Genomic DNA, 26,483 nt, shown 5'->3' with positions numbered 1-26,483 from the left:
CCTGTTCGTCCGGACCGCAGCGAACCTGGGACTAATTCTGTGGAATCACGAGAAGCGTTGCTCGCGGCCCATCGCGCGTACCTGCTCGGCTGGAACATCGACGCTGCCAATGACACGACGCTTGTTACTTATCGTAGCGGTGTGCGACACGCGACCCTCAACGGTGTGCTGCGCGTGGCCAGACGCTCGCAGGAGGAGGCGTTCGCCGAGGCCCGGGAGCGGCTCGACGGCGTACCCCGAATCTGGTGGGCCGGTCCGGATAGTGATCCGGAAACCCCGAGCCAGCTGCTTGGACTCGGAGCCGTCCTGATCGCCAGATTGCCGATCATGGCGGTGGCGGTCGACGATGTGGAGCCGGAGAAGGTGCCGAATGGGTTGCGGATCTCCGAGGCGACCGACGTGGAGGAGTTCGTCGCGGCGTACGGGAAAGTCTCAGGGATTCCGGCCGATGCGATACCTGTGGCGATCGAGCGGGAGAAGGCGTTCTCGGGCGACGGCACCGTAGTCCGTCTGGCCGGCCGCTTCGAAGACGGCAAGATCGCTGGGACCACCGTCGCCTGGTTCAGCCACAATCTGCTCACGCTCTACTTCGTGGGCACTCAGCCGCACCAGCGTCGGCGCGGGGTCGGTAAGGCGATGACGCTAGCTGCGATAGACCTGGCCCGTCAACGGGGCATCCGTACCGCGGCGCTCACCTCGAGCGCCGTCGCTCAGCCGCTCTACCACCGCGTCGGCTTTCGCACGGTGGGATCATTTAATCTCATGTTGTTCTGACCGTTCCCCTCGTACGGCTGGCGTTGTTCAACCAACCCTGCGATCTAGATAATGCCGGATTTGGTATCGTGGTGACTCCACACATTTCTGTCTGGAGTCACCACCGCGCCGCAGGTAGCGTGTTACCGGAAGCCGCGGAAGATGCCGTCGTCGTCTACGCTCTCGGCAAAATCGTTCCAGTCCATGTTCGACAAAGCGAGATTGTTCTGGACTGACCACATCTCTGACGGAACGACTCGGAACGTGGCACCGTACTGCGGCTCCTCGCCGTCGTCCTCATCCTCCGAGCCGTCGTAAAGGTTGATCACCAGGATCGGCCGGTGCGGATGAGTAAGCGTCAGGGAATCGACCAGGAATGCGACGGAATGATCCACATCCGAGGGCATCAGCTCGAGGAGTTGTGGCGTAGTGAGCCCCTCGTCGGCGAGATCGTCGACGAATTCGACCATTGCGGTGAACTTGTCGTAGGTTTGAGGCTCCGCGATCGCCGACTGAATCTCGTCCCATTCCTGTGGGTGGGTGAAATCGCTACGGATGACGAGGGAAACGCTGGCGTCCTTTTGCCATATCTGTTCGTTCACGTACGCGAGGATACGTCGCGTAGCCGGAGCTTGCGGCCGGATGCACGGGGCAGTCACAAGGTGAGTCGAAGCCGACATCAAGCAACTGATCCTGGCCAGAATCCACCCCTCACCGCAGCTCGGCCGCGAGGCTGAGACGCAGATAGGCGTCGACCCAAGCGGTCACCGCAGCCTCACCCGGATCGGGCCCGAGCAGACCGGTGAACGTATCTATCGCGTCCGCGGTGCGACGCAGTCCCAGCCCGCGCAGTCGTGTCGCGGCGTCGCGCAGGCGTCCGTTCATCGTCATCGGCGTGTGCTGCAATCCCCGGTGCACCAGTTCAGCGAGCAGCGACATTGCCTCGTCGAGTGCCAGCGCGAGCGGATCTGCCAAAACCCGGGCCGGTCCACCTGGCGCTGTACCTCGGTCGGCCGGTCGCAGATCGGGTACCACGACATCACCCGCGACAGCGAAGCCGATCGGATCGATGAAGATACTGCCGCCGGCGTGACGGACACTGCCGGAAACATAACGCACCGAACCTCTCAGGGCGGCGGCCACCGCATCCAAACGGCCGGGCGCCCAGGAGGCGTGCACTGTCGAGACCACCGCAGTGGCCCCGGAAACGTCCGCGATGACCGCGTCGAGGCGCTGGGCACCCGGCGCGTACTCGATCGAGCGAACCTCGGCCACCGGGATGATCCGGATCATTTCCGCCTCGACGCGAGCCCGGATTGGGCGCGGTGGCAACACGTCCAGCTCGTCCGCGAGCCGGCTCAGGTCTTCGGCTATCAGGTTCCGGGGCAGGTCCTGCCACAGTGCCCGGGCGGTCATCACCTCGGTACGGCTGGACTGGCGGGTGCTGAGGCGCACCGCACGGCTGGCACTGCGGACCGCGGACTCGGTGACGATGACGCCACTGGCGAGTGTGCCGACACTCACCCCGGCGATACGCCGCGCAGCCAACTGCGGACCAGCATCCTCGGTCTCGTACGCACGTCGCAGCACCAGAACCGTCGCACTGTCCGCGTGGGCCAGAAACAGATCGACCGTCCGTTCACCGCCCAGAGCTGAGACGCGCGCTCCCAATCCATCGAGACGCGCGCGGCGCAGCGGCGTCTCGGAAGCCTCGTCGGTACCGAGCACCCGGGAGCGTAGCGCGGACCCGTCGTTCGCCACCGCCCGTCGGCGTGCGGCTAGTTCGGCGATGTGATCAGCGAGTGATTCAGGACGATAACGGGCGCTGCGTTTCCGATACGCCGCGAGCTGTGCGACGAGGTCGTCCACCGCGAGCAAGGGCCATCTCATGCGAGCAGCCTCCAGGTCTCGCCGCACCACGGCAATGTCGGCTGTCAGTGCCACGTCCAGGTGTACCGCGCCCTCACGCAGTACCCGTCCCGCCAGTGCCACGACGCTGTCGAGACCCGCCGTAGCCTCCCGCGCCGCCGTGCCGCCGACCTGCACGTGTACATCGGTTGTGCCGGGCGCCCGCTCGTCGGCGGCCCGGAACGCCCACACCGCCAAAGCCAGCACGTCCTCGCGTGTCCCAGCGGCCGCGTCGCTCCGGGCGAACCGCAGATCATGCGGCACGAGGAAACGGACGGTTGCCGCCGGCAACTCCACGCTGGGCACCGGGTTGTCTGGCCCCCCGCGATGGACCCGTGCGACGTAGCCCGCGGCCGCACCCCGCCGTGCGGCGGCCATTGCGCGCTCGCCGATCCGTGTCATCACCTGGTCATCGCTAAACTCACCAGGCGACCAGCGACTGCCAGCGGATGCCTGCGGCGCAACCGACGTCTGGTAAGCGAGCACAAGCCCGACGAGGTGACGGCACACCCCTGTCGCGCCACAGCCGCATGTTCCTTCGTCGAGCTCACCGACCGGAAGGGAGGCCGTATTCCCGTCCGGGTAGGTAGCACGAACCGTGCCGGCGTCGTCCTCGGTTACCGCCAGCGCCATCCTCTCGATATCCCGCGCCGCGCGTTTGACCAAGCCACGGTTGGTTAGTTCGGCAAGTATGTCCGCCGTCAAAGCCTGCAGATCGGTTCTCATCGTCCCACCTGCTGCGCGATGAACGCCGCGAGCTCGCCCGGGGTCATCGCGCCGATCGCCGCGCCCACGTCGGCGAGGCGCTGCGCGGTATCCCGGTCGTATGTGGGCGTGGCCTGCGTGTCCAACGCCGCCAATCCGAGCACCTTGGTGCCCTGATCGAGCAATTCGCGGACCGCGCGAACCAGGACAGGGGTCGAACCGCCCTCAAAGAAGTCACTGATCAGGACCACGATGGCACGTCGCGGCCGCTCGATCAGGCTGATGCTGTATCGGACGGCGCGTCCGATATCCGTACCGCCGCCGAGTTGGACGCTCATGAGCAGCTCGACCGGATCGTCGACATCGCTGGTCAGGTCGACGACCTCGGTATCGAACGCGACCAGGTGCGTGCGGACTCCGGGCAATGCCCACAGGCAGGCAGCCGTGACCGCGGCGTGGATCACCGAGTCGACCATGGAGCCGGACTGGTCCACGAGCAGGATCACCTGCCATTGCTCGACCTGTTTGCGAGTACGGGAGAAGAAGTGCGGCGTCTCGATGTACAGCCGACGCTCGCCGGGCCGGTAGTGGCCGAGGTTCGCCCGTAGCGTACGGGTCACGTCGAAGTCACGTGCCTGTTTCTGTCGGCTGGGCCGCCGCGCGCGGGTTCCGGTGAATGCGGAGCGGATCTGGGTGGTCATCGTCGCCATGAGGTCACGAACCACCGCCTCGACGATTCGTCGGCCTTGCCGTAACACGTCCGGGTTCATCAAGTGCTTGGTCTGCAGCACGGCCCGCAGCAGAGCGGGACTCGGCTCGATTGCCTCAAGTACCGCGGGGTCGGTCACGATGTCGGTGATCTCATACCGTTCGACCGCGTCACGGTGCAGCCGTTCGATGGTCTCCCTCGGGAACAGCCGGTTGATGTCGTGGAGCCAGTCGACGGTGGTCAGCACTGAAGCGCCAAGACCGCCCTGCCGTACGTCACGGTCGTCGTGCTCCACGTCGCGTCCGTACAACCAGTCCAGCGCGGCGTCGCATGACGTGCCCTCGGCACTGAGGTCCCCGACAACGGAAGCCGGCTCACCTAGCACGAGCCGCCAGCGTTCCAGATCCGGGTCGATCATGAGAGCAGTCCTTCACGCTGAAGGAGCGTGTCGACCTGTTCGTCGAGATGCATGCCGGCTGCCACCACGGCCGGGTCGGTGACGGCGCGCAGCAATGAGCGGCCAGTGCCGAGGATGCCCCGGCGCCTGAGCAGCCGCTCGGCGATGGCTTCGCGTTCGCGGGGTGGGAAGAACGCGAACGCCTGCCGTAGCGCGGGCAACGCCACCAGGAAATCCTCCACCGGCATGGCCGAGAGCATCTCGTCCAGAAGGCCGATGATCTCCTCGGCGTGCAGGACCTCCTCGCGGGCGAGCGCGAACAGTCCGGCGAGCCAGTCTCCGAGCGTCCGCACCATGAATGCCCCGCGTGTGACCCGTACGGGATCCAGCGCCCTCCGGCTGGACAGGGCCCACCGTAAACCGAACGCAGCACCGCGTATGTCCGGTGGCGCGGTGGTATCGGACGTGATCCGCTCGGTCACCTCAAGCGCGTCGGTGACATCCAAGCCGAGCGCTGTTCCGGCATGTCTTAGAGCATCCCGGCACGCGGCGATCGCGGCGATCCTGCCCAGGTCGGCGGGGACCGCACCGCCGCGCACGCCCTCGGCCAACCACAGAATCCGGCGCACGGCGGCGCCGATCACCCGCCCCAACGTAGCGTTGCGGGCGGTACCGAAGATGTGGTCATGACGCCACATGGTCACCACCACGGCCAGTGCGCGCCCGAGCGTGCCGAGCTCGGGGGCCATCGCGACGGTGGCGTCGACGTCAGAGAGCGCCTGCTCGGAAACCTGGTGGATACCCGCGAGCGCGGCGTCGAACAGCACCCGGGACAGGGTGTCGATGCTCGCCCCTGCCGACCGTTCGCCGAGTATCGCCGCACTCGCGTCGGCGAGCGTCGCGCCGTACGCACCCGCCTCGATCACCGCGGTGAGCCGGCCCGGCTCCGATCGCAGAGTCCACCGCTCGGTCATCATGGGGTCGAGTCCGGTCCCCGGTCCGGACGTACGGTCGAACCCGGGCACGCCCAGGATCCGCACCCGGTGCAGGATACGGCTGCGCTCCCGGTCGTCGTCTAGGGTCAAGTCCAGCGAGAGTTCGGCCGGCTCGTCGAGGCCGGCCCGCACGAGCTCAGCGTCCAGGTCGTGCACCAGCGGCGGCGCGGGCGTGTCAGGATGCAGGCGTCCGACGCGACTTCCGCTGAGTGCCGCGACCATCTCCACCACAACAGGGTGGTTGCTGGCACGCAGCGTGCCTCGAGACGACCATGGCAGGGGTACGTCCAGAGCTTCGTCGATCAACGCTGATGCCAGTCCGTCGAGTACGTCAGCACGCGACGGGTGAATGTGCCCCCGCGTTGCGGCCAAGCCGTCTGCGGTGGCCCGCGCGGCGATCAGGTCCGCCGTGGACACCGGCTGCTTGCGTTCTCTCAGCCGCGAGACGACCGCCTCCTCGAGGTGCCTTGCCGCGCCCTCTGGGCCCGATTCCCACAGCTGCTGGTAATACGCGGGCGACGGCATCCCCGACTGGTAACCGTCGAAGGCGTCGAGCCGCCGGAACGAGTACGGCGCGAGGAAACTTCCACCGCGTACACCCTCGGGCAACCCGGGAACCTCCGGCCACGACGTGTCCCCGCCTGCGGCCAACGCGGCGACCAGGGCAGGGCGGTGGAAACCGCCGGTCACCACGACGACCGGGAGATCGCCGGCGGCAGCGTGCGCGGCTCGCACCCATCGCGCCATGTAGGCCTCGCGCGCGGTGTCGGGCTCGCCTGCCTCGGCCGTAGCGCGTACCAGGTCGAAGTAAGCGGCGAGCCGCTCGGCGAGGCCATCGTCCGGGCCGATCTCCATCAGGTGGTCCCAGAGCGCGTCGGCGTTGTCGAGCTTGAAGCCGCGGCACAGCCGGTCGATCACGTCGGCGTGGCGCAGTTCGGCATCCGCGTAGCGGTTGCTGCGCCCGGCGAACGTTGGATGCCATGCCGGCAGGTCGATGAAACGCAGTTCCGCGCCCGCGTCGCGGCCGTGGTTGAGCGCCACCCACTCGGGCGAGTAGTCGCACAGAGGTGTCCACGACTCGTGCCCGCCTTCTTCGTCGTGAAAGCTCGTGAACACCGCGATGGGCAGCTCATGTCCCAGCAACAGCTCGCCGATCCGATCGTTGAGGTCGGCTGGGCCTTCGATCAGCACGTACGCGGGCCGAACCCGGTCGATTGTGGACGCGACGAGCCGGGCGCAGGCCGGGCTGTGGTGGCGAACGCCGATGAATGTGACCCCCATGGCTGGCGGGTTCAGCCCGGCAGCATGTGACGGGCCTGGTGCAACGCGGTCCACTGCTCACCGGCGCGCCAGGCGACCTGCTGGGACAGGTAACGGCGCAGCTTGGCGAGATCATCGGGGTTGTCCTTTGCCGCGGCGCCGGCCAGGCAAGCGACCACATCCTCGGCGTTGCCCGGTTCCCCGCGCAGAAACCACCCGCGCAACCCGACGGCATGCGCGACGGACACCGCTTCCGCCGTACTCATCGCCGATGACAGCCGCTCCATTGAGTCGCCTCGCACGGTCTCCCCGGAGCGCAGCTCCCGGAACGTGGTGACCAGAACCTCCAGGATGTCACGACGCGGCTCGGTGGTGACCCCTGAGCGCCGCAGCAGCTTGGCGGCCTCGTCGGCGACCAGCGCCAGCTCGGTAGCGAAGTCCGCGATCGGGAACACCGTCTCGAAGTTGAAGCGCCGCTTGAGTGCCGAGCTCATGTCATTGACACCGCGGTCGTGAGTGTTCGCGGTGGCGATGATGTTGAAACCGTCACGGGCGAACACCGTTGCGTCTGGCCCGCTCAGCTCCGGGATCGCCAGTACCCGGTCGGACAGCGGCGAGAGCAGGCAGTCCTGCACCTCGATGGGGCATCGAGTGATCTCCTCGAAGCGGACGGTGCGACCGTCGGCCATACCACGCAGAAGGGGTGCCGGCACCAGCGACCGAGTGGACGGACCATCGGCTACCAGCAGCGCGTAGTTCCACGAATAGCGGATCTGGTCTTCCGTGGTCGCGGCGCCGCCCTGAATGGTTAACGTCGAATCACCGCTCACTGCCGTCGCAAGCAACTCCGACAGCAGCGACTTCGCTGTGCCGGGCTCGCCGACCAGCATCAGGCCGCGGCTTGTGGCAAGCGAGATCAGGGCGCGGTCGATGAGTGACGGATCACCGACGAACTTGCGGGTGACGCCGAGCGCGTCATCGCCAACGACGAAGCTGCGCGCGGCCTGCACGCTCAACACCCAGCCGGGTGGCCGTGCGCCGGTGTCCGTGGCCCGTAACCGGGCCAGCTCGTCGGCGTAGCGAAGCTCGGCCGGTGGCCGCTGTACCTCGGTAGCAGACGCGGCGACCTCGACCGCGGCATGGGCGTTCACGCGGTGATCTCCGTGAGTTCACGGATGACTTCGGAAACAGTTATCGCGTCGAGCTCGCTCAAAGCCAGTGCAGCCTTGCTGCGATCCTCCGAGCGGGTGCCGTCGCCAGTCCACACATAGACGCGGTCGAGTGTCTGCTCCGGGATGAGGTCCATCACACCCACCACGACGCCGGGATCGAGGTCGATGACCACCTCGCGGCCACCGTCGAGGGGCAGCTCGATACAGCCCTGAACGCCGGCGTCCTGTGGTGCCTCCCGCCGCCAGCCGCGGCGCTCGAGGCCGAGGAGCTGGCCAGTCGGCACAGTGATGCCCTCGAAGCGGGTAAGTCGATTACTTGAGGCCTCCTCCCGGGTGAGCGTGAACACCGGCCGGCCGAGTTGGGGGAAAGGTTGCAGGATCTCGTAGTCGGCGAATACCGCGACCCAGTCCGGAAGAGTGTCACCGAGATCGAGCGGGTGTGCCACGCCTACCGACTCGTCGTCGGCGACCGTCGTCTCGTCCTCGTCAACCGTGGCGAAGCTGCGGTCCTCCGCCACTCGCAGCGCTCCCATCAGTGTGCCGGACACGTCGTACCGGCCCCACACCAAGCGGCGGACGATGTGCCACATCAACGGGTGAGAAACGAACAACCTGCGGAACTCCGCACCGGTCCAGCGGCGGCCGGTGACCATCGCGCGTTCGAGGCGCCGGATATGGCTGTCCGCCATCGTGCGAACATCCTTCTTCAGACTGGTAAACCTCCGATACGCGGCAGGTGCCAACTCGTCGTCGTCACGCACCCCCGGTTTGGGCAAGGCCCTCAGACGTTTACCGCCCACGTCGGTGACGAACGGCCGCAACCGTTCGTCGAACCCGACGGTGAACTGCCGCGGGCCGTAGTCCAGGCGCATGTTGCCGCCGGCGTCGAGCCCGAGGTCGGGGACGAGGCGGTCGGCGAGCTGTTCGACGTTCAGGCCCAGGCCGGCGGCGACCTCGTCCATCTTCTGCTGCGCGGCGGTCTTGAGCGCTTTGAACCTCGCCCGTTGCGCGATACCGTGCAGATGCATCAGCGCGACGTCGGTGCCGATCGCGGCCAGAGCGCTGAGTCCGGAAACCGCGTTGGCATGGCCGCCCTCGCCCGGCCATGCGAGCACCATCGGACTGAGCAAGCGAACAGTTTCGTCGTTGCCGGTGTGTCCGAGCGCGTCGAGGATCCAGTTGTCCTTGCTCGGTGACCCGGACACCTGCCATCGTTGGAACAGGCCCCATCCGAACTCGGACAGGCTCGCCGGGTCGCACGCGGCCTTTACGACGTCCATCCCGGCGTACGGCGTGTCGAGTCGTGCGATTGACAGCACCGTGATCAGGTTCGCCACCGCCTCGCCAGGCAGCACACCGGAACCGTCACGCAGCTTGACCGGCGGTAGCGTGCCCGGTGTCACCCAGCTGGGTGATGCCGGCATCCTGATCGGCAGCACCGTGATTGGATCGCTGTCCAGCAGCGTGTCGATGGCCACGGCCGCCTCGGTGCCGTATTCGCGCGCCGCCGATCGCACTGCGTCGCTGTGGCCGTGGTGGTGCAACGCGAGCAGCGCGTTCTCGGCCTGCCGGCGCGGCACGCCGTTCTTGGCCAGGGCGGAGGGCACGAGCGCACGCGCCGCCGAAGCAGGGTGCCGCAGCAGCCATGCCAGCGCGGTCGCGCGCGCGGTCTTTAGTCGCGCGAGCCATTCGGCCATCAGCATGGCCACCTCGGTCGAGAAGAAAGGTACGAGGATCTTTCCTATCTCGGCTGGACTGCTGCGCGCCATCGTCAGCACGAGGGGTAGCGAGTCGAGCCCGAAACGTGCGGCGATGATCCGCAACCAGTCGTCGGCCATCCAGGTTTCGCGGGGTTTCCAGTGGGCCAGCAGTGGCCTAACGTAAGCTTCCGGGCCGTCGATGAAGAACGACGGTGCTTCCGACCAGCGGGCGTTATTCGCCTGAATGCGGTGCCATCGGCTTTCCCACGGCTCGCTGTCGTCTCGGTGGCCTCGGTCGAACCGGACAAGAGCCCATGTGTCGCGTTCCCCGGCGGCCCAGTCGATCGCCGCGGGTTCATGGCATTCCAGATTCCCGAGTACCACGGGTCTCCTGGTTTTCGCAGGGCGCCGCCATGGGGGATCGACGAGCAGCGACGGCACGGCGGACAGCGGCGCGACGCGCAACGATGAGGAATCCGCGATGATCGCCTGAATCCGCTTCGCTGCCTCCGGCTCAAGTTCCGGAAGTACCTGGTCGACGAGTGCGGGATGCGCCAGCACGTGAGCCTGGAGCAGGCCGGCGATCGAGCGTTGCGACGCGGACTCGGACAGCAGCCGCATCGCCCGTACCGGATGCCGCTCTGTTGCCTTGAGCAGAGCGGGCATGACGTACTTGTGGTCGGCCCGATCGATGAGTCCTTGCATCACCTCGTCGCCAGGTAGCCGCTCGAGTATGGACAGCAGCCGGCGCTGAGAATCCGCGTCAGCCGTGGGGTGCCCTAGCCAGTGGAACAGCGCGTCGGCCGTGCCCGTACCGACAGCATCGACGATCGTGGTGAGAATGGGCAAGGACCGGAAGACGAACCACGGCGACGCCACCGGGACCAGCTCCGTCAACTCCTCTTTGGTGCCGGTCGCCGCCGTCAGGAATGCTGCGAGGTATTGATCGCCAGTGGTGACCGCGTCAGCAATGTCGCGCGCTACCCATTCGCGTTGACTGGGCACGAGCACGGATGTGGCTGCGCGCGCATACGGATGACCCGCCCGGTACGGCGTCAGCGCGGCGACCACATCGGCATAGTCGTCATCGGATGCGGCGGCGAGCGCGTGCCGTATTCGCAGGGTGATCTCTGCCGCGAGGTCGATGGCGTGATTCCCGCGGGACTCGCCGGCTCGCATGTGGCGGACACCAAGGTTGTCCTGCATATAGTGGTAGTGCGCCTCCGGTGGCAAGTTGTTGTCGGTGACCTTGAGGGTCATCAGCTCGGTGGCAGCCTCGGCGGCGAACCGCAGCCCATGCTCGGCGATCCAGACGTCCGCGAAATGCGTGAGCTGGTCGAGGATCATCCAGTTCCCGAGTTCACTTGTGACAGTGACTGCGGCAGCCCCAAGCGGTGTGGCGTCCGGCTTGCCCTCGAGCCATGCGACGGCCTGTCGAGCGACGGTGGTGTCGGTGGTCGCTGCCTGCAGGACTTTGTTGACCGTGTCGGTCATCTGCCTGTCGAGCAGCGCGCGCGCATTGGGCTCGGCAGTGAAGGTGATGGAGCCGCCGCTGCCCCGTCGGGCATAACGGTGGCGATACCACGCCGATGGGAGCACGAATGTGTCTTCGTCACGTGAAACGACCTTCGGGGAGCTGGGTGCTTGCGAAGGTCCGGCTTGAGATACTACCGGCGCAGCGGCCAGGGTCTCGACGTACCCGTTCTCGGTCTTCTCGGCCACGAGCTTGGTCTCGTGGGCTGCGGCCGAGGCGGGATCATCGAGGACCTTGACCGTTGACTCACCGCTGGTACCGGCCAGGCCCCACCGCACGGTGACCTGCGCGCGGTTCCGCGAAATTTCCCAGAACTTTGCGACACTACCTTCGACGAGTTCGAACCTACGCATGTGACAACCTTCTACAACAGCGGCCGCTGCGACGAAGATGCGGCAGGGGCCGAACTCACAGCGCATCCGTGAGGTGCTTATCGTGGCAAACAAACAGAATCACTGAGCGTTTGGACATTTTCGATCTGGAGGGTCGGCGTCGGTGACGTACATATCCGTCAGTTTCGGGAGCGATGGTCGACGAGATCAGTAAGAGTCACCGGGGTGGATCTCGTAGATGGAGATTCCGTCCTGTTCGGTGTGCATGACGCGATACCCGTGACGTCGAGCCCATTCCGCGGCTGCGGCATCATCGGTAATGACCATGGAGGTCTCACCGAGATCCAGAGCGGTGAACACCATGAGGAAGCCTCTCGATGGCTCGTAGGCTGTCATCGTGTAGACCGATCTTCCATTCGCTGTCTGTAGGTAATGGCCGTTGAACAATGGCTATCAATTGGCCATGATTCGAGTCAGGGAATAAGCACAATTTTCCCGCGTGTGTGGCCGTCGTCGACGAGGCGCTGAGCCTCGACGGCCTGCTCGAGCGGAAGTTCCTTGGTTACTTCCGGCCACAGCCGGCCCAAGTCGGCGAGCTCTGCCAACCGGCCAAGACCCACACCATCGGGGCGGGCAAACACGAACCGGCCACCCTGTGCCTTCACTGCCGGATCGACCACGGAAACGAGGCGGACCGGGTTGCGAACCAGCAAGAAGGACTGCTTCAACGCCTCACCGCCCATCAGGTCGAGCACGGCATCCACACGGCCATCGCCGCCGAGTAGCTCGGCGAGACGGGACGGGAGGTCCGGACCGTACTCGACCGGCTCCACGCCCAGGCTACGAAGGAAATCATGGTTCCTGATAGAGGCCGTACCGATCACCCGTGACGCGCCGAGCGTCCGGGCCAGCTGCACGGCGAGATGTCCCACACCCCCTGACGCAGCGTGCACAAGTACGACATCACCGATACCGACAGCGACGGCTTGCAACGCCTGCCAAGCGGTAAGTCCGGCCAGGGGGAGGCTGCCGGCCTGGGCGAAAGTCAGGGCGGCTGGCTTCCGCGCGACGATTCCCTCGGTCACCGTGACCAGCTCGGCATAAGTACCGAACTGCAAACTGTCTTTCTGCGCGTACGCCATTACTTCATCACCTGGTTCGAACCGGGTGACCCCGACACCGACTGTGTCGATCACACCCGCAACGTCCCAGCCCGGGATCAGCGGCACGTGACTAGGGAAATAGCCGTTGAAATCCCCGGCGCGAATGACCGAGTCAACCCGGTTCACCCCAACGGCTTTGACGCTAATGCGGACCGATTCCCCTGGTACGAGTGGATCAGGCAATTCGCGGAGCTTCATCACGTCGTAGTCGCCGAACTCATCGAGAGCGATTGCCTTCATGGTGAGAACGCTACCTTGACGGCCTCATTTAGAAGTGATCCTGTAATGTACCTCACTCTAACTACCATGCCTGGTAGCCAGACTCGGGCGCTGTGCATCGTGGATGTCGATGCAGCGTCCGACAGCGACGCCCCGAACACCTCGATGGGCGTGATTAAGAGTGGTCACGTGCCAGGTCTGGTCGAGGTTGTGCCCCGCGTCGGAACCTGTTTCAGGACGCGGCCTCGTGGGGTCCTGTTCCATCATGGTCGCTCGTCGCCGGGCCTCATCGAGCACCTGATGCTTAGGAGCCCGGTTGCCGATAGATAAGCTGTCCCAGGTGCAGCCGTCGCTCGAGGATGCCATGGTCAAACGTCGATCGCGAGGATGACGGCGTCGCGGGTGCCGCGGCGCTCATCCTCGCGGTACGACGGCGCGGCGCAGATGAACAATGTGTCCCCGCGAGCGCCCCCCATCACGCACGTGAACGCGTGCAGGGAGCCGGTTGATATCTCTTGAACGACCCCTCGCCCCTGCTCTACTCGCACTACGCGATGATGCGCCGAGTCGGCGACCCAGACGGTGCCGTCGGAGGCGGCGCATATTCCGTCAGGATCGACACCGTTGAGCGAGGCCCACTCTCGCCTGTCGGACAGGCCCTCGTTGCCGATGGGGGAGAAGGCCGAGATTCTGTGCCCGGCCGTCTCAGCGACCAGCAGTGTGGCGCCATCATGGACCATCGCCATACCGTTCGGGAACTCCAGAGCGTCTGCGGCGACTCGGGCCGAGCCACCAGGCTCGACGCAAAGCAGGTCCGCCGGCTTAGGCTCGGCGCCGGCCATCAAGTCGTATCCGACGCAGCCGACATAAGCCCGGCCACTTTGATCGACGAACATGTCGTTGATGAACCAAGGCGTAAACCCGGAGAGGTCTGCGTGCTCGCTGAGGGATCCGTCGTGCGCCAGCCGTAGTAGTCGCCGATCCTTCATCGACACGATGAGGAGTTCGCCATCGGGGAGCCAACCGAGCCCGCTGGGCATTCCCGGTACGTCGGCGACAACATCTACCCGGCCCGAAAGCGTTGCCGAGATCACGCTATTGGCATACACATCCGAGACAAACAACCGATCCTCATGCCACCGTACGCCCTCAAGAAAAGAGAAACCACTGGCGATTTCATGCAGTCTTGCCATCTAACTCACCCCGGGTGTCGAGAACGAGCGATTGCCACCATGCGGTCATTGTTCCGCACCGCCGTAACACATCCAGAAGATCGGAGCGCCGTTGGGAACAGGCTGTCGGAGCTATCGGCACGTGCCGACGACTCGCTATGGAGAACCGTACTGAACCGCGTGTTTCATAGGCAACACGCGGCCCGCCGCACCTTGGCTGCGGGGTTCCACACGCGAGGCGCGGTGTACGTCTGGACTGTCGCAGTCAGTAACCCATTTTCGGGAGGGCACATCAATGTGGCTTCCATCATGGTGCCGCCGGTTACTGGCGTCCTGAGGCAGTGATGCTCAGCAACGTCCATTGGCTGCAAAGATGCCGGGACGACGCCGATAGGCCGTCAATCAATGCTGAGGGTTGGCGCTGACCAGGCGCACTGGTATTCCGGCAGACTGTCACGGAGTTCGGTCCGACGCAGAACCTCCCAGGCAGAGCCTCGCGGGGTATGCCGTCGACGCCGCTTCGCTTCTCGGGCCGCCGACGATGGGTGGTCGCCGTCACACGAATCCTGACTTGATTGATTAATAGCCAGGAGCTACCTTGACTACGTCTTGGCTTTGTCGATGCTGTTTCGCGCCTCTACCTGCTGCTATCCGGTTGACGGCGTTGCAGTCTGCGCAGGCGCCTCTATCGACCTGACCATCATGCAGCAATATCACCGGCGCTGGTGTGCGGGTGGTACGAGCGGTTTCTGCTAGGAGGCATAGATGTCACACCATCTGGATTCTCCAGAGGCTCGTAAAGACGCCCGCCTGGACATCACCGATTTGTACGTCTTCCGCGGTGATGAGGGCACAGTTTTCGTGATGAACGTCAACCATTCCCTCGCCACCGAGGTCACCGGCGTTCAGGCACCGGCCGGGTATCACCCCGACGCACGGTACGAGTTCAATATCGATACCGACGGCGACAGCGTGGAAAACTTGGTCTACCGGTTCACTTTCGGCCCACTGGACGGGTCTGGCGAGCAGCAACTGACGCTACGCGTACCGCCGGATCCGATCGATGCGTCCGTCACAGATGACAACGTGGAAACTACGATTCTCCAAGGTCGAACCGGAGAAACTCTGCATGGACCGGATGGTGTACGCGTCTGGACCGGTCCGGCTGGCGATCCGTTCTGGATCGATCCTGTGGTACTTGCTGCGGCCGGCGAAGCCGTCGCCCACGGCACCCGTTTCGAGCTGGGAGAGTGGACGCCCGCTCTGGCGACGAACGCGTTCGCCGGCCACACGGTCTACACGATTGTGCTCGAGGTGCCGGACGGGCTGCTCGCTCCGCTGCTCGCAGCCGACCAGCGGTTCACCACATGGGCCCTCACGAGTCTGGCCACTGACGCTGGCGGATGGCGCCCGATAAATCGGGCCGGGCATCCGATGATTCATCCCTTGTTTGCCCAGCACGACGAGCAACTCGGTGATCGGCTCAACGCCACCAAACCTGTCGCCGACGTCACGAACTATGCCGAACATGTAACCGAAGCCGTTGCGGCCGTTGTGTCGGCATATGGGAATGTCGATGATCCTCGGGCTTACGGTGCGGCCTTCGCGGCGCGCTTCCTCCCGAATGTGTTGCCCTACACCCTGGGTACGGCTGCTTCGTACAGCTTTCTCGGTATCAACGGACGGTCCCTTGTCGACAATGTTCCGGACGTCATGTTCTCGTTGGCCACGAACACGCCGCTGAGCATCGGGCTCGACAGAGATGCCGTGGCTCGGCCACCGAAGACTGACTTTCCGTACCTGTTGGACGTCGATTGACGCCTGGCGCCGTGGATCAAACGTGGGTGAGCCTATGAAGATCGACTTTGCCGACTCCGGTGATGATCCAGCCCTCATCGCCTCGCTGGTCAACCGAGTCTATGACGAAGCGGAGAAGGGCCTCTGGTTGGACGGTGCGAAACGCACCGACGTCATGGAGGTCAGTGGGTCGCTCCAGAATAGGGAGCTCGTGGTGGCCCGCCTTGACGCAAATATTGTTGGGGTGGTTCGCATTCGACGGCTCACGGATGAGCTCGGTGAATTCGGTATGCTTGCGGTGGATCCGGTTCATCGCGGGATCGGAGTCGGCCGTGATCTCGTCGCGTTTGTTGAACGATGGGCCCGTGGTCAGGGTCTGCTGCAGATGCAACTGGAGCTCCTGGTCCCCAGTTCCTGGAGCCATCCGACTAAGGAGTTTCTCCGCAGCTGGTACGTCCGCATCGGTTACCAGCAGGTGCGGACAGCACGGCTTGAGGAGACGTACCCCGCACTGCAACCGTTGCTGGCCACGCCATGCGATTACCTCATCTACCACAAAGACCTGACGAAGCTCTCATAACGCACAGGATGACGATCCCGAGGTGCGGGTCAGCTCGAAGAACCCTCGACCCCTGGTGCTCGGACCCACCATCGACGCCTGCTGGCGTTTGACGTATGCGTAGAACGCGATGGACTTGCACCAGCGATGTACACGCCGCGATCGGAGCGGTCAGTAATGCCTTGTTGCCACGAGCGATGCCGATCGGTAAGCCATATCGCTTGGCGGCAAGCCTCGGGGCGCCCGAACTATGTCACACACTGCCTGGAAGGTCGTGTACGAGACCGACGCAACCGGGTCGCGTGCCCAGCCACCCGTTCGACGACGGCGACGTCTGGCCGGATGGGGCCGATTGTGGCTGAGGTTTTGTGGATTCGCGTTGGGTCTTCGGGCCGGCTCGCCGGCCGACGTGGTTCGAAACCTATGTGTTCCGACTGAGCGTATTGGTCAACCATCGCTCCGCTTTGATAGCAGGTCGCTGCCATTGCTGAAATCAGCAATCGTTCGCAGGGTGCGTGGCTGACGGGGCTTCGCGGTATAAATGTTTGTTGGAAGGTCCCAGGCGGGCGAAGCGGTTAGACAGGGCAGTGACTGTGGTCTAACTGCTTGAGGGACTGCGCACAAGGTCATCGAATCGACGCTCACCGGCAAAGTACTTTGCCGGTGAGGTCGGACACGAGAAGCACCGGCAACTGAGCGACGAAACGCTTGAACGGCTCTGCGAATCCGTTGCTGAGATGGATATTCGCGCGCGTTGCAACTATGCGCACTGTGTGCCGGTGATCCCGCCCTGAGTGTGATCGCGATCCCCTAACGGGTCTCCATGCCGAATTTCGCGCTACCGCCGCCGCTGGCTTGATGTTCTAGTAGCCAGTGGATAAGATTACGTGGAGCACTCATCCGGATGCGGTGTACTGACGAGCCGGAGGGATATGCGCGATGCAGGCGCTTTCTGGGAGTTGATGAACGTAGCTCAACTGATGGCGCAGGAATGGATGTGGCTCAAGCTCCTGCGCCTGCGCCGTGTGGGTGAATGACTAAAATGTTTATGACGAATGGTTTAGAACCGGTGGTTGTCGTGCAGGACAGCCGTAATTCGGCCGCTGTCTGGGCCGAGGTGCCGTCCCTCTTGCAGCGTGGACTGAACACTCGTCTTGCGGACGAAGGTCGATGTCGAAAGGTGACGTCAGCGATGTTCGCCTGCCGGTCTATTACCAAGGTCAAATGGATGGGGGCGGGAAGCCGCATCTTGGCCCGATCAGGCTCGTTGTAAAGGGTGCACTCGTGGAAATCGAACGATACGGCGAATCGAAGTTGGTGCAACGTGATTCAGATCGTTCGAGGCGGATGGTCGATTTGCACGCTGAACATTCTGCTGTAGTTTTCTCTTTCTTGCTACGTCTGACCGACGGCGATCGAGTCGAATCTGAAGACCACCTGCAGGAGACAATGCTGAGGGCCTGGCGGCACATTGACTCGCTACCGGCTGGCCATGATGAGCTGCGGCGATGGCTGCTCACAGTGGCCCGGCACGTCGCGGTCGATGCCTACCGACGGCGACGGGTTCGCCCGCAGGAAGTTGCACTGACGGACAACGTCTCGGCGTCTTATGAGGACGTGATGGAGATCGTTCTCGCGGCTCAGACAATTCTCGGTGCATTGGACGCGCTCACGTCCGATCAACGGACCCTGCTGGTAGAAGTGTACGTGTACGGCTGGCCTATGAGTCAGGTTGCCGCCCAGCGCGGTATCCCGATAGGCACTGTCAAATCGCGAACACATCATGCGCTCAAGGCGTTCAGAAAGGCGAAGCGATAGCGGAAAGACTGAAAACGGACGCCGGGTCCTGCGGGTGCTTCGGTGGTGAAAACGATGGTTGTGAGTCTGCGTACCCGGTAACGGACGTCCGGCGCTTTACGTACCGCGGCGTGCACCGTGATCGGCACCGCCAATGGACCGGCTCCGGCTATGGGTTCCTAAGCGAATGGTTCCGGTGAATGAGGATCTCCGAATGATGAGAAATGTGGACATAGACGTTTCAAGGCAGTCGTTGTGGGAAAGGGCTGACGGACCAACTCACGCACGCGAGTCTGAGACGCTGAGTACCGATGAACGCCAACCGGAGCCTGCTGACCCCGGGCTCACTCCGGATGAGGAGGCGGCCTCCTGGGAGTTTATCCGCGCGCTGTCCGCCCTTCCCCGTGTCATCGACGCTGAAGTAGAGCGTGTGACGGGTCTGAAGGTCTCCGAATATGGCGTCTTGATCGCGGTATCCGGTTCCACGTTCCGAGGGGTCCGTCCCTCGGACCTGGCGGGAGGGGCTCAGATGACAGCAAGTGCTCTTACCCGCTTGGTCGATCGGCTTACTAAACTTGGCCTTACAGCACGTCAACCTTCCGAAACTGACAGGCGTTCGCATAATGTCGTGCTCACCGCGGCTGGCCGGCGCATGCTGGAGACCAGCAGGGTTGCCTATCACGAATGCCTGCGCCGTGTGGTGCTGGACAACCTGCACGGCGCTGACTTGACCCGGCTGACGGTGGCGCTGCAGGCGATGGGGTCCCGAGCCACCGATCGTCCCGGTGGCGCGAGCGCCGCTCGCCGATGGCCCACCCCCAGGGAGGCGCAGCGCGCGATGGCGCTGGATTCGTGGACATCTGAATAACAGGCACTCTCTCAACCCTTGGCGTGCGCAGTCAGCACGATTGCCAGAGCGTCGGTCACTCGGAACGCGTGGGCGAGGTTCAGCGATTCGTCTGGCCCGTGCATGTTCGAGTCAAGTCCGACGGCGCCCGTGACGACGAACTGCGCCAATGGGTACCGCCGGGCCAGCATCGCGATAGGCGGAATGCTGCCGCCCATACCGACTGCTCCGCCTGGTCTTCCGAATACGCGCTCGCTGATATCCGTGAGTGCCGACGTCAGCCACGATGCTTGTCTCGGCGCGGCCCACCCGTCCATCAACATGAAATTCGCAACCTCGACTACGGCGCCGTACGGGACGTCGGTGGTCAGTATCTCCGTGAGGGCGTCGCCGGCCGCTGCCGCGTCAACGCCCGGGGGCGTACGGAAGCTGAGGACTAGGGTAGTCTCCGCGCGTAGTACCGCACCGGCTGCCGCGGGGTCGGGCATGCCGGCGGCGCCGACTATTGAGAGCGTCGGCCTCCAGGTGTTGTTTAGCAGGAGCTCGACGTCGTTGTCGCTGACTCTCCGCGTCGCCGCGGCACGGGGGAACGAGGCCCCTACTCCGGGACGCAGGGTGGCGAGAATTCTCGCTTCGTCGAGCCGGGTAGCCGGTATCGACACGTTCATCTCCGGGATAGTGACCGCACCGGTCCTGGAATTTTCGACCCGGTCCAGCAGCTGGCGAATGATGCGGAACGAGCTCGGCACGATGCCGCTGCCGACACCCGAGTGCAGCGGGGTGTCGAGGACGCGGACGGTGACCGAAGCCTGAACCACCCCGCGGAGCGAGGTTGTCAGCCACATCCTGTCGTAATCGAGGCTGGCAGAGTCCAGACCGACAATTAGCGTTACGTCGCCGAGCCGGTCAGCGAGCTCGGTGAGATACGGCTCCAGATCGGGGCTACCGGATTCTTCGCCGGTCTCGAGTATCAGCACGGTGCGAGCATGTGCTGTGCTTTCGACTAGGGCCAGGACCGCGGCATATCCCGCGTAGCCGTTATCGGCCGCACCGCGGCCGTAAAGGCGGCCGTCGCGAATCACAGCCGTCCAGGGGCCGAGACCGGATGACCAACCGCCGAGTGGTGGCTGCTTGTCCAGATGCCCATAGATCACGACTGTGCCGCGGTCACGCGGACCGGCCGCCTCGGCCAGCACGAGCGGCGTACGCCCGGGAAGCGCGATGACCTCAGCGATGAGACCGTCGTGTTCGTTGATCCAGTCGCGCATGTGCTCGGCTGCGCGGAGCAGGTGGCCGTTCTCGGACCATGACGGGTCGTACGCCGGCGAGATCGCCGGAATCTCGATCAGTCCTGCCAGGCTTGGCAGGACGTCAGACTTCCACAGTTGCGCAACCTCAGTCACGTCGTGTTCCTCCAAGTAGGAGAGGGGGTCGTTGCGGAGCTGGAACGGCAGGTCTACCGGAGCCTCTGCAGCCGTGCGTTTCACGAACTGCGTTCGCTCCGAATGCCGGCGTAGTCGATCCTGGATATACAAACTAGTAGTCAGATATCGCGGGTTTTCCCGCGAGTGCTCTGCAGCGGAGTCCTTCTTCTGGGCGCTGCGAGTGTGACCGGTCCCGGGTGCGGCTCTGGCCTGGGCTCGCCGCACCCGTACGCGTTCTCACGAGTCAAGGACAACCGGCCTTTGGCGGTGCGAGCTAGACGGTTAGCCGGTAGAAGTTCCACTTCTGCGACTCGATCGGCAACATCCGCACCTCAGTAAACCCCGCGTTGGCTGCGTATCGGCGCAACGTGCCCGGTCGCATCACCGTGCCCGTCGCCGCCGACCCAGGACCCATCGCCTCGGGCAGACATACCATCAGGCTGATTCCATAGTTCAGCTGTTCCTGCGGCGTACCTGGCACCGAGAACTCCTCCTCGACGTGCGAGTCCACCACCAGAACGACCCCGTCGCCTGCTAGAGACTTCCGCACCGCATGCAGCACCTCCACCGGGTTCGACATGTCATGCAGCGCCTGAATGATCGTCACCACGTCGTAGCCTTCGCTGGACAGCGACGCCGCATCCCCAGCCTTGAAACGCACTCGGTCGGCCAAGCCGTGCTCATGTGCATGCCGGCCCGCCTCGGCGATCGCCTGTGCGTCCAGATCGATACCCTCCACCGACACCAGCGGATACGCCTCGGCCATCGCGATACTCGACCAGCCCGTACCGCAACCGATGTCCGCTACCCTTGCACCCGCCCGCATCAGCCGCTCATCGATCTCAGGGATCGCCGGCAGCCACTGCTTGCCCAGCAGGTTCAGATACTGTGCTCGGTTCTGCTCCGAGCGACCTTCCGGCTCCCACGGCATACTCGGCGGCGCTTGCCCAGTGCGATAAGCGGTTACCAAGTCCGGTAGCCGGCGCGCGATCCGGGCCAGGTCTGTGGCACCCGCGATCACGGCCATCATCGAGTCCGGGTCCGCGAGGACCGGCACATGCTCGGCCGGCAACCGATATCGGCGTGGCTGCGCCCGTTCGTCCTGCACCTCAACCAACTCTCGCACCGCCTGCTGGCTCAGCCACTCCTCGGTATAGCGCACCGACGTCCCGGTGCGCCGCGCCAAAGACTCGGCGCTGAACCAATCGCCGCCGGTCATTGCCCGGTAATACCCGAGCTGATCACCCAAATAGATTGAGTATAGATCCAGCGCACCAAGAGTTTCCTCGAACAACCTTCGAGCCAAAACATCGGACTTCATGCCCAGGTAAACGCCTTGCGTCCGAGAATTGTTCAGTCTCGTCCCTGAAAGTGCTCTGGAACACGTTTTTCAATGAATTTTTCCAACCCGCGAGACGCGTACGAAAGGATCTGTGCGTCGCTGTCTGCGCACCAATTAACGGATAGGCACGCAGGTATAGCCCGACGCTTGCGAGACGCTACTTCGGGTCGGCAATTTTTGCCACGGCGAACAGAGAGGAGTGCTGACGGCGCCTAGGGCCAGAACGGAACAATAGCCCTCGGTCGTTCGCGGTCGGTGTCAGCTACGAGTTTAGCGCCAGCGTTCTCCGCGCTCAAGATGAAAGCATCTACGTTGTTCAGTTCGGTGCGGACTCTCCCGAGGTAAATCGCGGTCACGCGCATTCCTGACTCCTGGAGGAGGTCGCCCCCGTATTCCTTCAGTCAGATTCAACAGAGCTGCTTTCGACGCGGAGTCCGCAGTGAGACGGCCGGGTGTTCCTCGCATCGCGCCCATCTCGCGTACCGCCGGGCTAGTTCCGCACCGATGCCCGAGCTTGCGCCGGTGATGAGGATTGAACGGCGTCGTGCCTTTCCTGCTCGGGTCATCGCGATGGGTTCGCGTCAGGGCAGCCGACGGCGCTAGATCGTCTGGTCGCCAGGGTAAATGAAGGCGTCCTCAAACCCTGCCACCTCGTATGTTTCCTCGACTGGACGATGCGTCCATGAGCAGCTCCGCGTTGGACAGTGGGGATCGCTGCCTCCAACTCTACACTCTGATAGTCAGGTTCGGGTCGGGAGTCTTGCGCCACATCCGGGTCAGGGTTGGCAGCGATCTGGCTGCCGGCGCAGCCACTCGCGCAGCTGGTCGTGACCGCATGGGGTGTGGACGACTGTCGCGTTGCTCGGGATGGTTGGTAGGGCGTTGGCATTCTGCAGCGCGACTACCGCTTTGGCCCGGCGGCACGATTTTGGTCTGTGCGGCACCGTACGCCAGCGTTTCCTAAAGTGCTGTCGCCGCCGTGTGGGGCCGCGTCCGGGTCGGCCCGCGTTGATGTGGTGGTGCCTAACTGGTGTAGGCGTCGAACTCCGTCGGCGTGACGTACGACTCTCCGGGGCGGTGCCTGCCTCCCTTAAGGTATAGTCAGAAGTCGAGGCGAATGTGCCGTGAAAACGGGGCAGGTCGTCATAGTGTGGCCCGCGACGGTTCTCCAGGCTCTGTCCGCAAGCTTTGCCTGCTGTCAAGGGGGCTGACGGATCGGACGTGAGTTTGGTGGACCCTGCAGATCCGTAGTGCGTGCATGAATCAAATATCGCGCGCGCTTCACGTTTAGAATCTTGCATACCGGGCCACATTGAGAGTGGCGCCGGTCTGGGTGGGACTATTACCCCTCTGACCGCACCTGGACCGGTCCCACGTCCGCAACTGCAAAATTCCATCACTGGCAGGATTGCTGCTGGTCGGGGAGTGGCTTCACGTGCCAAGGTGGGGTAACTCACGAATCAACAGTTGCTCTCCTGAATCAAACCCAGGAATGCGCGGCCCGGCCGGCTGCGCTGGCCGGGCCGCGCAATAGTCTCAGACTATCCGGCGCAGGACGTAGAAGGCAATTTCCTCACGGACTGATGATTTCATTGCCGCCATCGCCGAACGTGGCGGTGCCTGGATTTCGCAGTGTGCTGCTGGTATGCGTTGTGTGCGGCGCCTACGAATCTTCATCGAACAGATTCCCCCTTTGGACTCTGCCTGCCATTCCAGTCCGGAACAGAATCAATTCTGTCCAGAATCTGGGACACGGTAAAGGATTTGGGAGGTGACTTTCCCCACGACTTCAGGGCCTGAAGTCAATGGGTTTAATCAGCAGAAACGATGACGTGTGCACATGCGAGTCGGTTCGATCTGGACCCGCACGTTCGGTTCAGGCGGACGTGCGACTCCGGTTTCCGCGTCTAGGCGTGTCCGGCGGAAAGGAGAGCCGCAGCGGGTGTTCGAAGTATGAGCCAGGCGGATCGCGCCGCCAAGGGCGGCGCCTCCGGTGGCGGGTGAACCGTTTGTGATGGAGAAGGGAAGGGGCAAGGTCCTCGGTGTGTCCGGCGAGCGGGAGTGGACCGCCGAAGCCGAACACGTGGCCGGAGACGAACGACTCGAGCGAGGGTGATGCACGCGTGCAGATCGTTTCCTACGGCTGACTCCGCCAAGCCGAATATCGAACTCGCCCAGCGTCGCACCTGGCGATTCTGAACACGCGAGGACGACACCCCAGAGCCGAGCCGGCCGACGCACGCTCGGGTCCGCCGGTACCGCCGTGGTTGGAAGAGGGTAAGCGATGGCCACGAACCAAATCTAGATGCGGGTTGATCGATACCCAACGAGGTGAGATCCAGCTAACTTGACAACTTGGTAGCCAGGCCTTGGTGATCTACCGTGTCTGCGTTAATTTAGGTGCCGTTGTGGCCAGGTGTGAAGCGTCGCCTCGCGTCCCGTCCGCGGTGCCTTCTCGTCAACCACTCGCCCAGCAACCCAGTTCGTCGTTGTTGCTGTGGGTATGAGCTGCACATATCACACCAACCGAGGATCCTTATGTCACAGCATTCCGAGAATCGGAATTCCTCATCTCGGACCGGGTCGCGAGCGAGACCAACGGTCGTGCTGGTGCACGGTGCGTGGACCGACGGCTCGAGCTGGGCAGCCGTCACCGATCAGTTACAGCGTGAGGGTTACACCGTCGTCGTCGTACCCAACCCATTACGCGGGATCGACTACGACAGCCGATATCTGGAGGACTATCTCGCCACGATTGCCGGACCGATCGTGTTGGTCGGCCATTCGTACGCTGGCATGGTCATTACCGCGGCCGCCGCCAACAACTTTGGTGTGAGCGCGCTGGTCTACGTACCGGGCACAGGCATCTGTGGTAAAGGCGGACGCGCCGCACCTGTCGATGATTTCGCATCCGCACACGGTCGCCGATCTCATCGTCGTCGCCGCCCGCGTGAGCTAGTCGGTCGGCGGCCTCGGCAGGGCTGCGGCGCGAACGCTCTGAACCGGATCGGCCCACCGATCATCGGTGGAGTCAGCAGTGGAAGGGTTTCACTGCCGCAACCATGACGTGCTGCGCCGGGGGCGCACCTGACTGACGCTAAATGTTCGCACAAACGGTCGGCGTCTGTCGTGACGGACCGCCGCCAGTGAACCGAATTCTGTCCGGCCAGCACACGCCGACGTGTGTTAGCCGGCGCTTCTAGTGGTTATCAGAATCTACGCTTACTAAGAGGCATCGATGTCGTTTGACAACGAACAGCTCATCCGTCACCTGTACAAGGTCGCTGAGGACCAGGGGGGCATAGCGTTCGCGGAATGCTTCTCCCCGGAAGGTGTGTTCACCGACATGGCCACCGGGCGAGTGTCTCGTGGGTACGACGAACTGACCAAGAGTCTCGAACCGATTCTTGAGACTTTCCCTGACATGCGCCGGGAACTAAACAATGTCTATGTCGCGGGAGATACCGTCATTGTGGAGTTGACCTTGATCGCAACGCACAAAGGTCCCCTTCCCATGCCCGGCGGCGGCGTCATCCCACCTACGGGGATCAAAACCGAGACACCCTGCTGCGATGTGTTCCAGCTCAAGGCAGGAAAGGTTGAGGTCTTCAACTGCTATCCCGAGGTAGTCGTCACACTGGCGCAGCTGGGTGTGCTGTCCGGCCTGGGGACTGCCGTAGGGGGTGATGATCAAGGGAAGCTGGTGTGACGGTCACCGACCGCATCCCGACCGGCGTGCACTTTCCGGTTCGAACGGCCGGTACCTGGCCGCCAAACGCGACCACACACATCACACACTTGATCTGCCCGAGGGATACGACGCGGCATGAACACTAAGGAAATCGACCGCAGGCGGCTGAAGGCGGCTATCGAGCTCTCCCGGCTCTCGCCGCCCGCCGACTCGCACTACGCGGTCGGGGCGGTGATCACCGACGCGAACGACAACGTGCTCGCGACCGGCTACACCGCCGAGGGAGACCTGCACAATCACGCCGAGGAGGCCGCGTTAACCAAACTGGCCGGCCGTGACCTCGACCTGTCCGGCGCCACCCTCTACACCTCGCTGGAGCCCTGCACGATGCGCAAGTCGCGGCCGGACACCTGCGCCGAGCTGATCGTCGCGGCGGGCATCGGCCGGGTCGTGCTGGCGCTGCGGGAGCCGTCGGTGTTCGCCGACTGCCACGGGGTCGAGGACTTGACCGCGGCCGGCGTCGAGGTGGTCGAGATGCCCGAGCTGGGCGGCCTGGTCGCCGCGATCAACGGCCACGTTCTGGAACCGGCCCCCATGGCGGACGCCTGACAGGGAGCTCGCCATGTGGCACTGGTAAGACTGGCCTGGCGGACCTGGGTGAGTGGCGGATTCGGCGGTGCTGCACTGCATGCTGGCGCTCGAAGAAGCGAGAGCTGGGCTCACGCGCCGTAGAGCGGGCTGGCGCGGTTGTACGCCGGACCGTCCCGGCATGATCCCGAGGTCGCTTGGCGACCTCGGGATCCGTTGGCCGGCTGTGGCCGCTCTGTCGCGCGACAGGGCGGGGCCTCGTCTACACCATCCGGTGTGGTGAGGATCCACTAACGTTTGCCGGGTACGATCGCGCAAACGTTAGTGGACACAGCAACGAGCGGGGAGATCCGTGGGTGCTGGTCAGTCCCGAACGCCCACGCTGGCACCCCAGACGACCTGTAGATTGGTGACGGGAT

The 26,483-nt window shown here is 64.0% G+C and carries 19 protein-coding genes and 1 pseudogene; 9 read left to right on the top strand and 11 right to left on the bottom strand.

Annotated features, from left to right (window positions below; genetic code table 11):
- Window positions 1-57 precede the first annotated feature (57 nt).
- Window positions 58-774, top strand: a complete 717-nt coding sequence (locus HH310_RS29820) for a GNAT family N-acetyltransferase (RefSeq protein ID WP_169179021.1) — start codon at window positions 58-60, stop codon at window positions 772-774.
- A gap of 122 nt (window positions 775-896) precedes the next feature.
- Here HH310_RS29820 and HH310_RS29815 read toward each other — a convergent pair whose 3' ends face one another.
- The 9 genes from HH310_RS29815 to HH310_RS29775 all read right to left on the bottom strand — a co-directional run bounded on the left by HH310_RS29815 (window position 897) and on the right by HH310_RS29775 (window position 14,040).
- Window positions 897-1,355: a DUF6924 domain-containing protein gene (locus tag HH310_RS29815; protein WP_169179020.1), complete on the bottom strand. Its 459-nt coding sequence runs from the start codon at window positions 1,353-1,355 to the stop codon at window positions 897-899.
- A gap of 109 nt (window positions 1,356-1,464) precedes the next feature.
- The gene (locus HH310_RS29810; RefSeq protein ID WP_169179019.1) at window positions 1,465-3,387 is read right to left on the bottom strand and encodes a hypothetical protein; all 1,923 of its coding nucleotides are present in this window, start codon (window positions 3,385-3,387) and stop codon (window positions 1,465-1,467) included.
- Window positions 3,384-4,493, bottom strand: a complete 1,110-nt coding sequence (locus tag HH310_RS29805; protein ID WP_169179018.1) for a VWA domain-containing protein — start codon at window positions 4,491-4,493, stop codon at window positions 3,384-3,386. Before HH310_RS29805 ends, HH310_RS29810 begins: the two co-directional genes overlap by 4 nt.
- Window positions 4,490-6,748: a DUF5682 family protein gene (locus tag HH310_RS29800; protein WP_169179017.1), complete on the bottom strand. Its 2,259-nt coding sequence runs from the start codon at window positions 6,746-6,748 to the stop codon at window positions 4,490-4,492. The genes HH310_RS29805 and HH310_RS29800 overlap by 4 nt, the downstream gene beginning before the upstream one ends.
- Before the next feature lie 11 nt (window positions 6,749-6,759).
- Complete coding sequence (locus tag HH310_RS29795) at window positions 6,760-7,878, bottom strand: AAA family ATPase (RefSeq protein ID WP_169179016.1); 1,119 nt, start codon at window positions 7,876-7,878, stop codon at window positions 6,760-6,762.
- The gene (locus HH310_RS29790; protein ID WP_169179015.1) at window positions 7,875-11,486 is read right to left on the bottom strand and encodes a DUF4132 domain-containing protein; all 3,612 of its coding nucleotides are present in this window, start codon (window positions 11,484-11,486) and stop codon (window positions 7,875-7,877) included. Before HH310_RS29790 ends, HH310_RS29795 begins: the two co-directional genes overlap by 4 nt.
- Window positions 11,487-11,672: 186 nt before the next feature.
- On the bottom strand, window positions 11,673-11,861 hold the full coding sequence (locus HH310_RS29785; protein WP_169179014.1) for a hypothetical protein: 189 nt from the start codon (window positions 11,859-11,861) through the stop codon (window positions 11,673-11,675).
- A 77-nt stretch (window positions 11,862-11,938) separates the two neighbouring features.
- Entirely contained in the window at window positions 11,939-12,868 is a 930-nt protein-coding gene (locus HH310_RS29780) for an NADP-dependent oxidoreductase (protein WP_169179013.1), read from the bottom strand.
- A gap of 347 nt (window positions 12,869-13,215) precedes the next feature.
- Window positions 13,216-14,040: an SMP-30/gluconolactonase/LRE family protein gene (locus tag HH310_RS29775; protein ID WP_211192778.1), complete on the bottom strand. Its 825-nt coding sequence runs from the start codon at window positions 14,038-14,040 to the stop codon at window positions 13,216-13,218.
- A gap of 744 nt (window positions 14,041-14,784) precedes the next feature.
- Between HH310_RS29775 and HH310_RS29770 the strand changes: the two genes are divergently transcribed.
- The 5 genes and pseudogenes from HH310_RS29770 (at window position 14,785) to HH310_RS45880 (ending at window position 19,040) form a co-directional block, all read left to right on the top strand.
- The gene (locus HH310_RS29770; protein WP_169179012.1) at window positions 14,785-15,837 is read left to right on the top strand and encodes a DUF4331 family protein; all 1,053 of its coding nucleotides are present in this window, start codon (window positions 14,785-14,787) and stop codon (window positions 15,835-15,837) included.
- Between the two features lie 34 nt (window positions 15,838-15,871).
- Window positions 15,872-16,396, top strand: a complete 525-nt coding sequence (locus tag HH310_RS29765) for a GNAT family N-acetyltransferase (RefSeq protein ID WP_169179011.1) — start codon at window positions 15,872-15,874, stop codon at window positions 16,394-16,396.
- A 1,149-nt stretch (window positions 16,397-17,545) separates the two neighbouring features.
- Window positions 17,546-18,193, top strand: a complete 648-nt coding sequence (locus HH310_RS29760) for a sigma-70 family RNA polymerase sigma factor (protein ID WP_169179010.1) — start codon at window positions 17,546-17,548, stop codon at window positions 18,191-18,193.
- Window positions 18,194-18,326: 133 nt separating this feature from the next.
- Window positions 18,327-18,779: pseudogene (locus tag HH310_RS45885) on the top strand (hypothetical protein); the annotation flags it as partial.
- Between the two features lie 21 nt (window positions 18,780-18,800).
- On the top strand, window positions 18,801-19,040 hold the full coding sequence (locus tag HH310_RS45880; protein ID WP_248294557.1) for a hypothetical protein: 240 nt from the start codon (window positions 18,801-18,803) through the stop codon (window positions 19,038-19,040).
- Window positions 19,041-19,051: 11 nt separating this feature from the next.
- Here the strand turns inward: HH310_RS45880 and HH310_RS29750 are convergent, their stop codons facing one another.
- Window positions 19,052-20,506, bottom strand: coding sequence for a M20/M25/M40 family metallo-hydrolase (locus HH310_RS29750; RefSeq protein ID WP_312034404.1), 1,455 nt, complete (start codon window positions 20,504-20,506; stop codon window positions 19,052-19,054).
- 211 nt (window positions 20,507-20,717) lie between these two features.
- Window positions 20,718-21,764, bottom strand: a complete 1,047-nt coding sequence (locus tag HH310_RS29745) for a bifunctional 2-polyprenyl-6-hydroxyphenol methylase/3-demethylubiquinol 3-O-methyltransferase UbiG (RefSeq protein ID WP_169179008.1) — start codon at window positions 21,762-21,764, stop codon at window positions 20,718-20,720.
- Between the two features lie 2,625 nt (window positions 21,765-24,389).
- On the opposite strand from HH310_RS29745, the gene HH310_RS29740 reads away from it, so the two are divergent.
- From HH310_RS29740 to HH310_RS29730, 3 genes are all read left to right on the top strand, one after another.
- Window positions 24,390-24,851, top strand: coding sequence for a triacylglycerol lipase (locus HH310_RS29740; RefSeq protein ID WP_211192777.1), 462 nt, complete (start codon window positions 24,390-24,392; stop codon window positions 24,849-24,851).
- A 172-nt stretch (window positions 24,852-25,023) separates the two neighbouring features.
- Complete coding sequence (locus tag HH310_RS29735; RefSeq protein WP_169179006.1) at window positions 25,024-25,494, top strand: ester cyclase; 471 nt, start codon at window positions 25,024-25,026, stop codon at window positions 25,492-25,494.
- A 117-nt stretch (window positions 25,495-25,611) separates the two neighbouring features.
- Complete coding sequence (locus HH310_RS29730) at window positions 25,612-26,085, top strand: deaminase (RefSeq protein ID WP_169179005.1); 474 nt, start codon at window positions 25,612-25,614, stop codon at window positions 26,083-26,085.
- The last annotated feature ends 398 nt before the right edge of the window (window positions 26,086-26,483 follow it).

It is taken from the genome of Actinoplanes sp. TBRC 11911 (genome assembly GCF_012933445.1).
In the GTDB taxonomy this organism is placed as follows: Bacteria; Actinomycetota; Actinomycetes; order Mycobacteriales; family Micromonosporaceae; genus Actinoplanes.
This window is presented reverse-complemented; position numbering and strand designations above follow the sequence as displayed.

What these genes read in the sequence shown, in the direction of transcription:
- HH310_RS29810 (WP_169179019.1), bottom strand. Translation starts at nt 3,387, where the DNA reads ATGAGAACCGATCTGCAGGCTTTGACGGCGGACATACTTGCCGAACTA.
- HH310_RS29805 (WP_169179018.1), bottom strand. Translation starts at nt 4,493, where the DNA reads ATGATCGACCCGGATCTGGAACGCTGGCGGCTCGTGCTAGGTGAGCCG.
- HH310_RS29800 (WP_169179017.1), bottom strand. Translation starts at nt 6,748, where the DNA reads ATGGGGGTCACATTCATCGGCGTTCGCCACCACAGCCCGGCCTGCGCC.
- HH310_RS29790 (WP_169179015.1), bottom strand. Translation starts at nt 11,486, where the DNA reads ATGCGTAGGTTCGAACTCGTCGAAGGTAGTGTCGCAAAGTTCTGGGAA.
- HH310_RS29785 (WP_169179014.1), bottom strand. Translation starts at nt 11,861, where the DNA reads ATGACAGCCTACGAGCCATCGAGAGGCTTCCTCATGGTGTTCACCGCT.
- HH310_RS29780 (WP_169179013.1), bottom strand. Translation starts at nt 12,868, where the DNA reads ATGAAGGCAATCGCTCTCGATGAGTTCGGCGACTACGACGTGATGAAG.
- HH310_RS29775 (WP_211192778.1), bottom strand. Translation starts at nt 14,040, where the DNA reads ATGGCAAGACTGCATGAAATCGCCAGTGGTTTCTCTTTTCTTGAGGGC.
- HH310_RS29770 (WP_169179012.1), top strand. Translation starts at nt 14,785, where the DNA reads ATGTCACACCATCTGGATTCTCCAGAGGCTCGTAAAGACGCCCGCCTG.
- HH310_RS29765 (WP_169179011.1), top strand. Translation starts at nt 15,872, where the DNA reads ATGAAGATCGACTTTGCCGACTCCGGTGATGATCCAGCCCTCATCGCC.
- HH310_RS29760 (WP_169179010.1), top strand. Translation starts at nt 17,546, where the DNA reads ATGTCGAAAGGTGACGTCAGCGATGTTCGCCTGCCGGTCTATTACCAA.
- HH310_RS29745 (WP_169179008.1), bottom strand. Translation starts at nt 21,764, where the DNA reads ATGAAGTCCGATGTTTTGGCTCGAAGGTTGTTCGAGGAAACTCTTGGT.
- HH310_RS29735 (WP_169179006.1), top strand. Translation starts at nt 25,024, where the DNA reads ATGTCGTTTGACAACGAACAGCTCATCCGTCACCTGTACAAGGTCGCT.
- HH310_RS29730 (WP_169179005.1), top strand. Translation starts at nt 25,612, where the DNA reads ATGAACACTAAGGAAATCGACCGCAGGCGGCTGAAGGCGGCTATCGAG.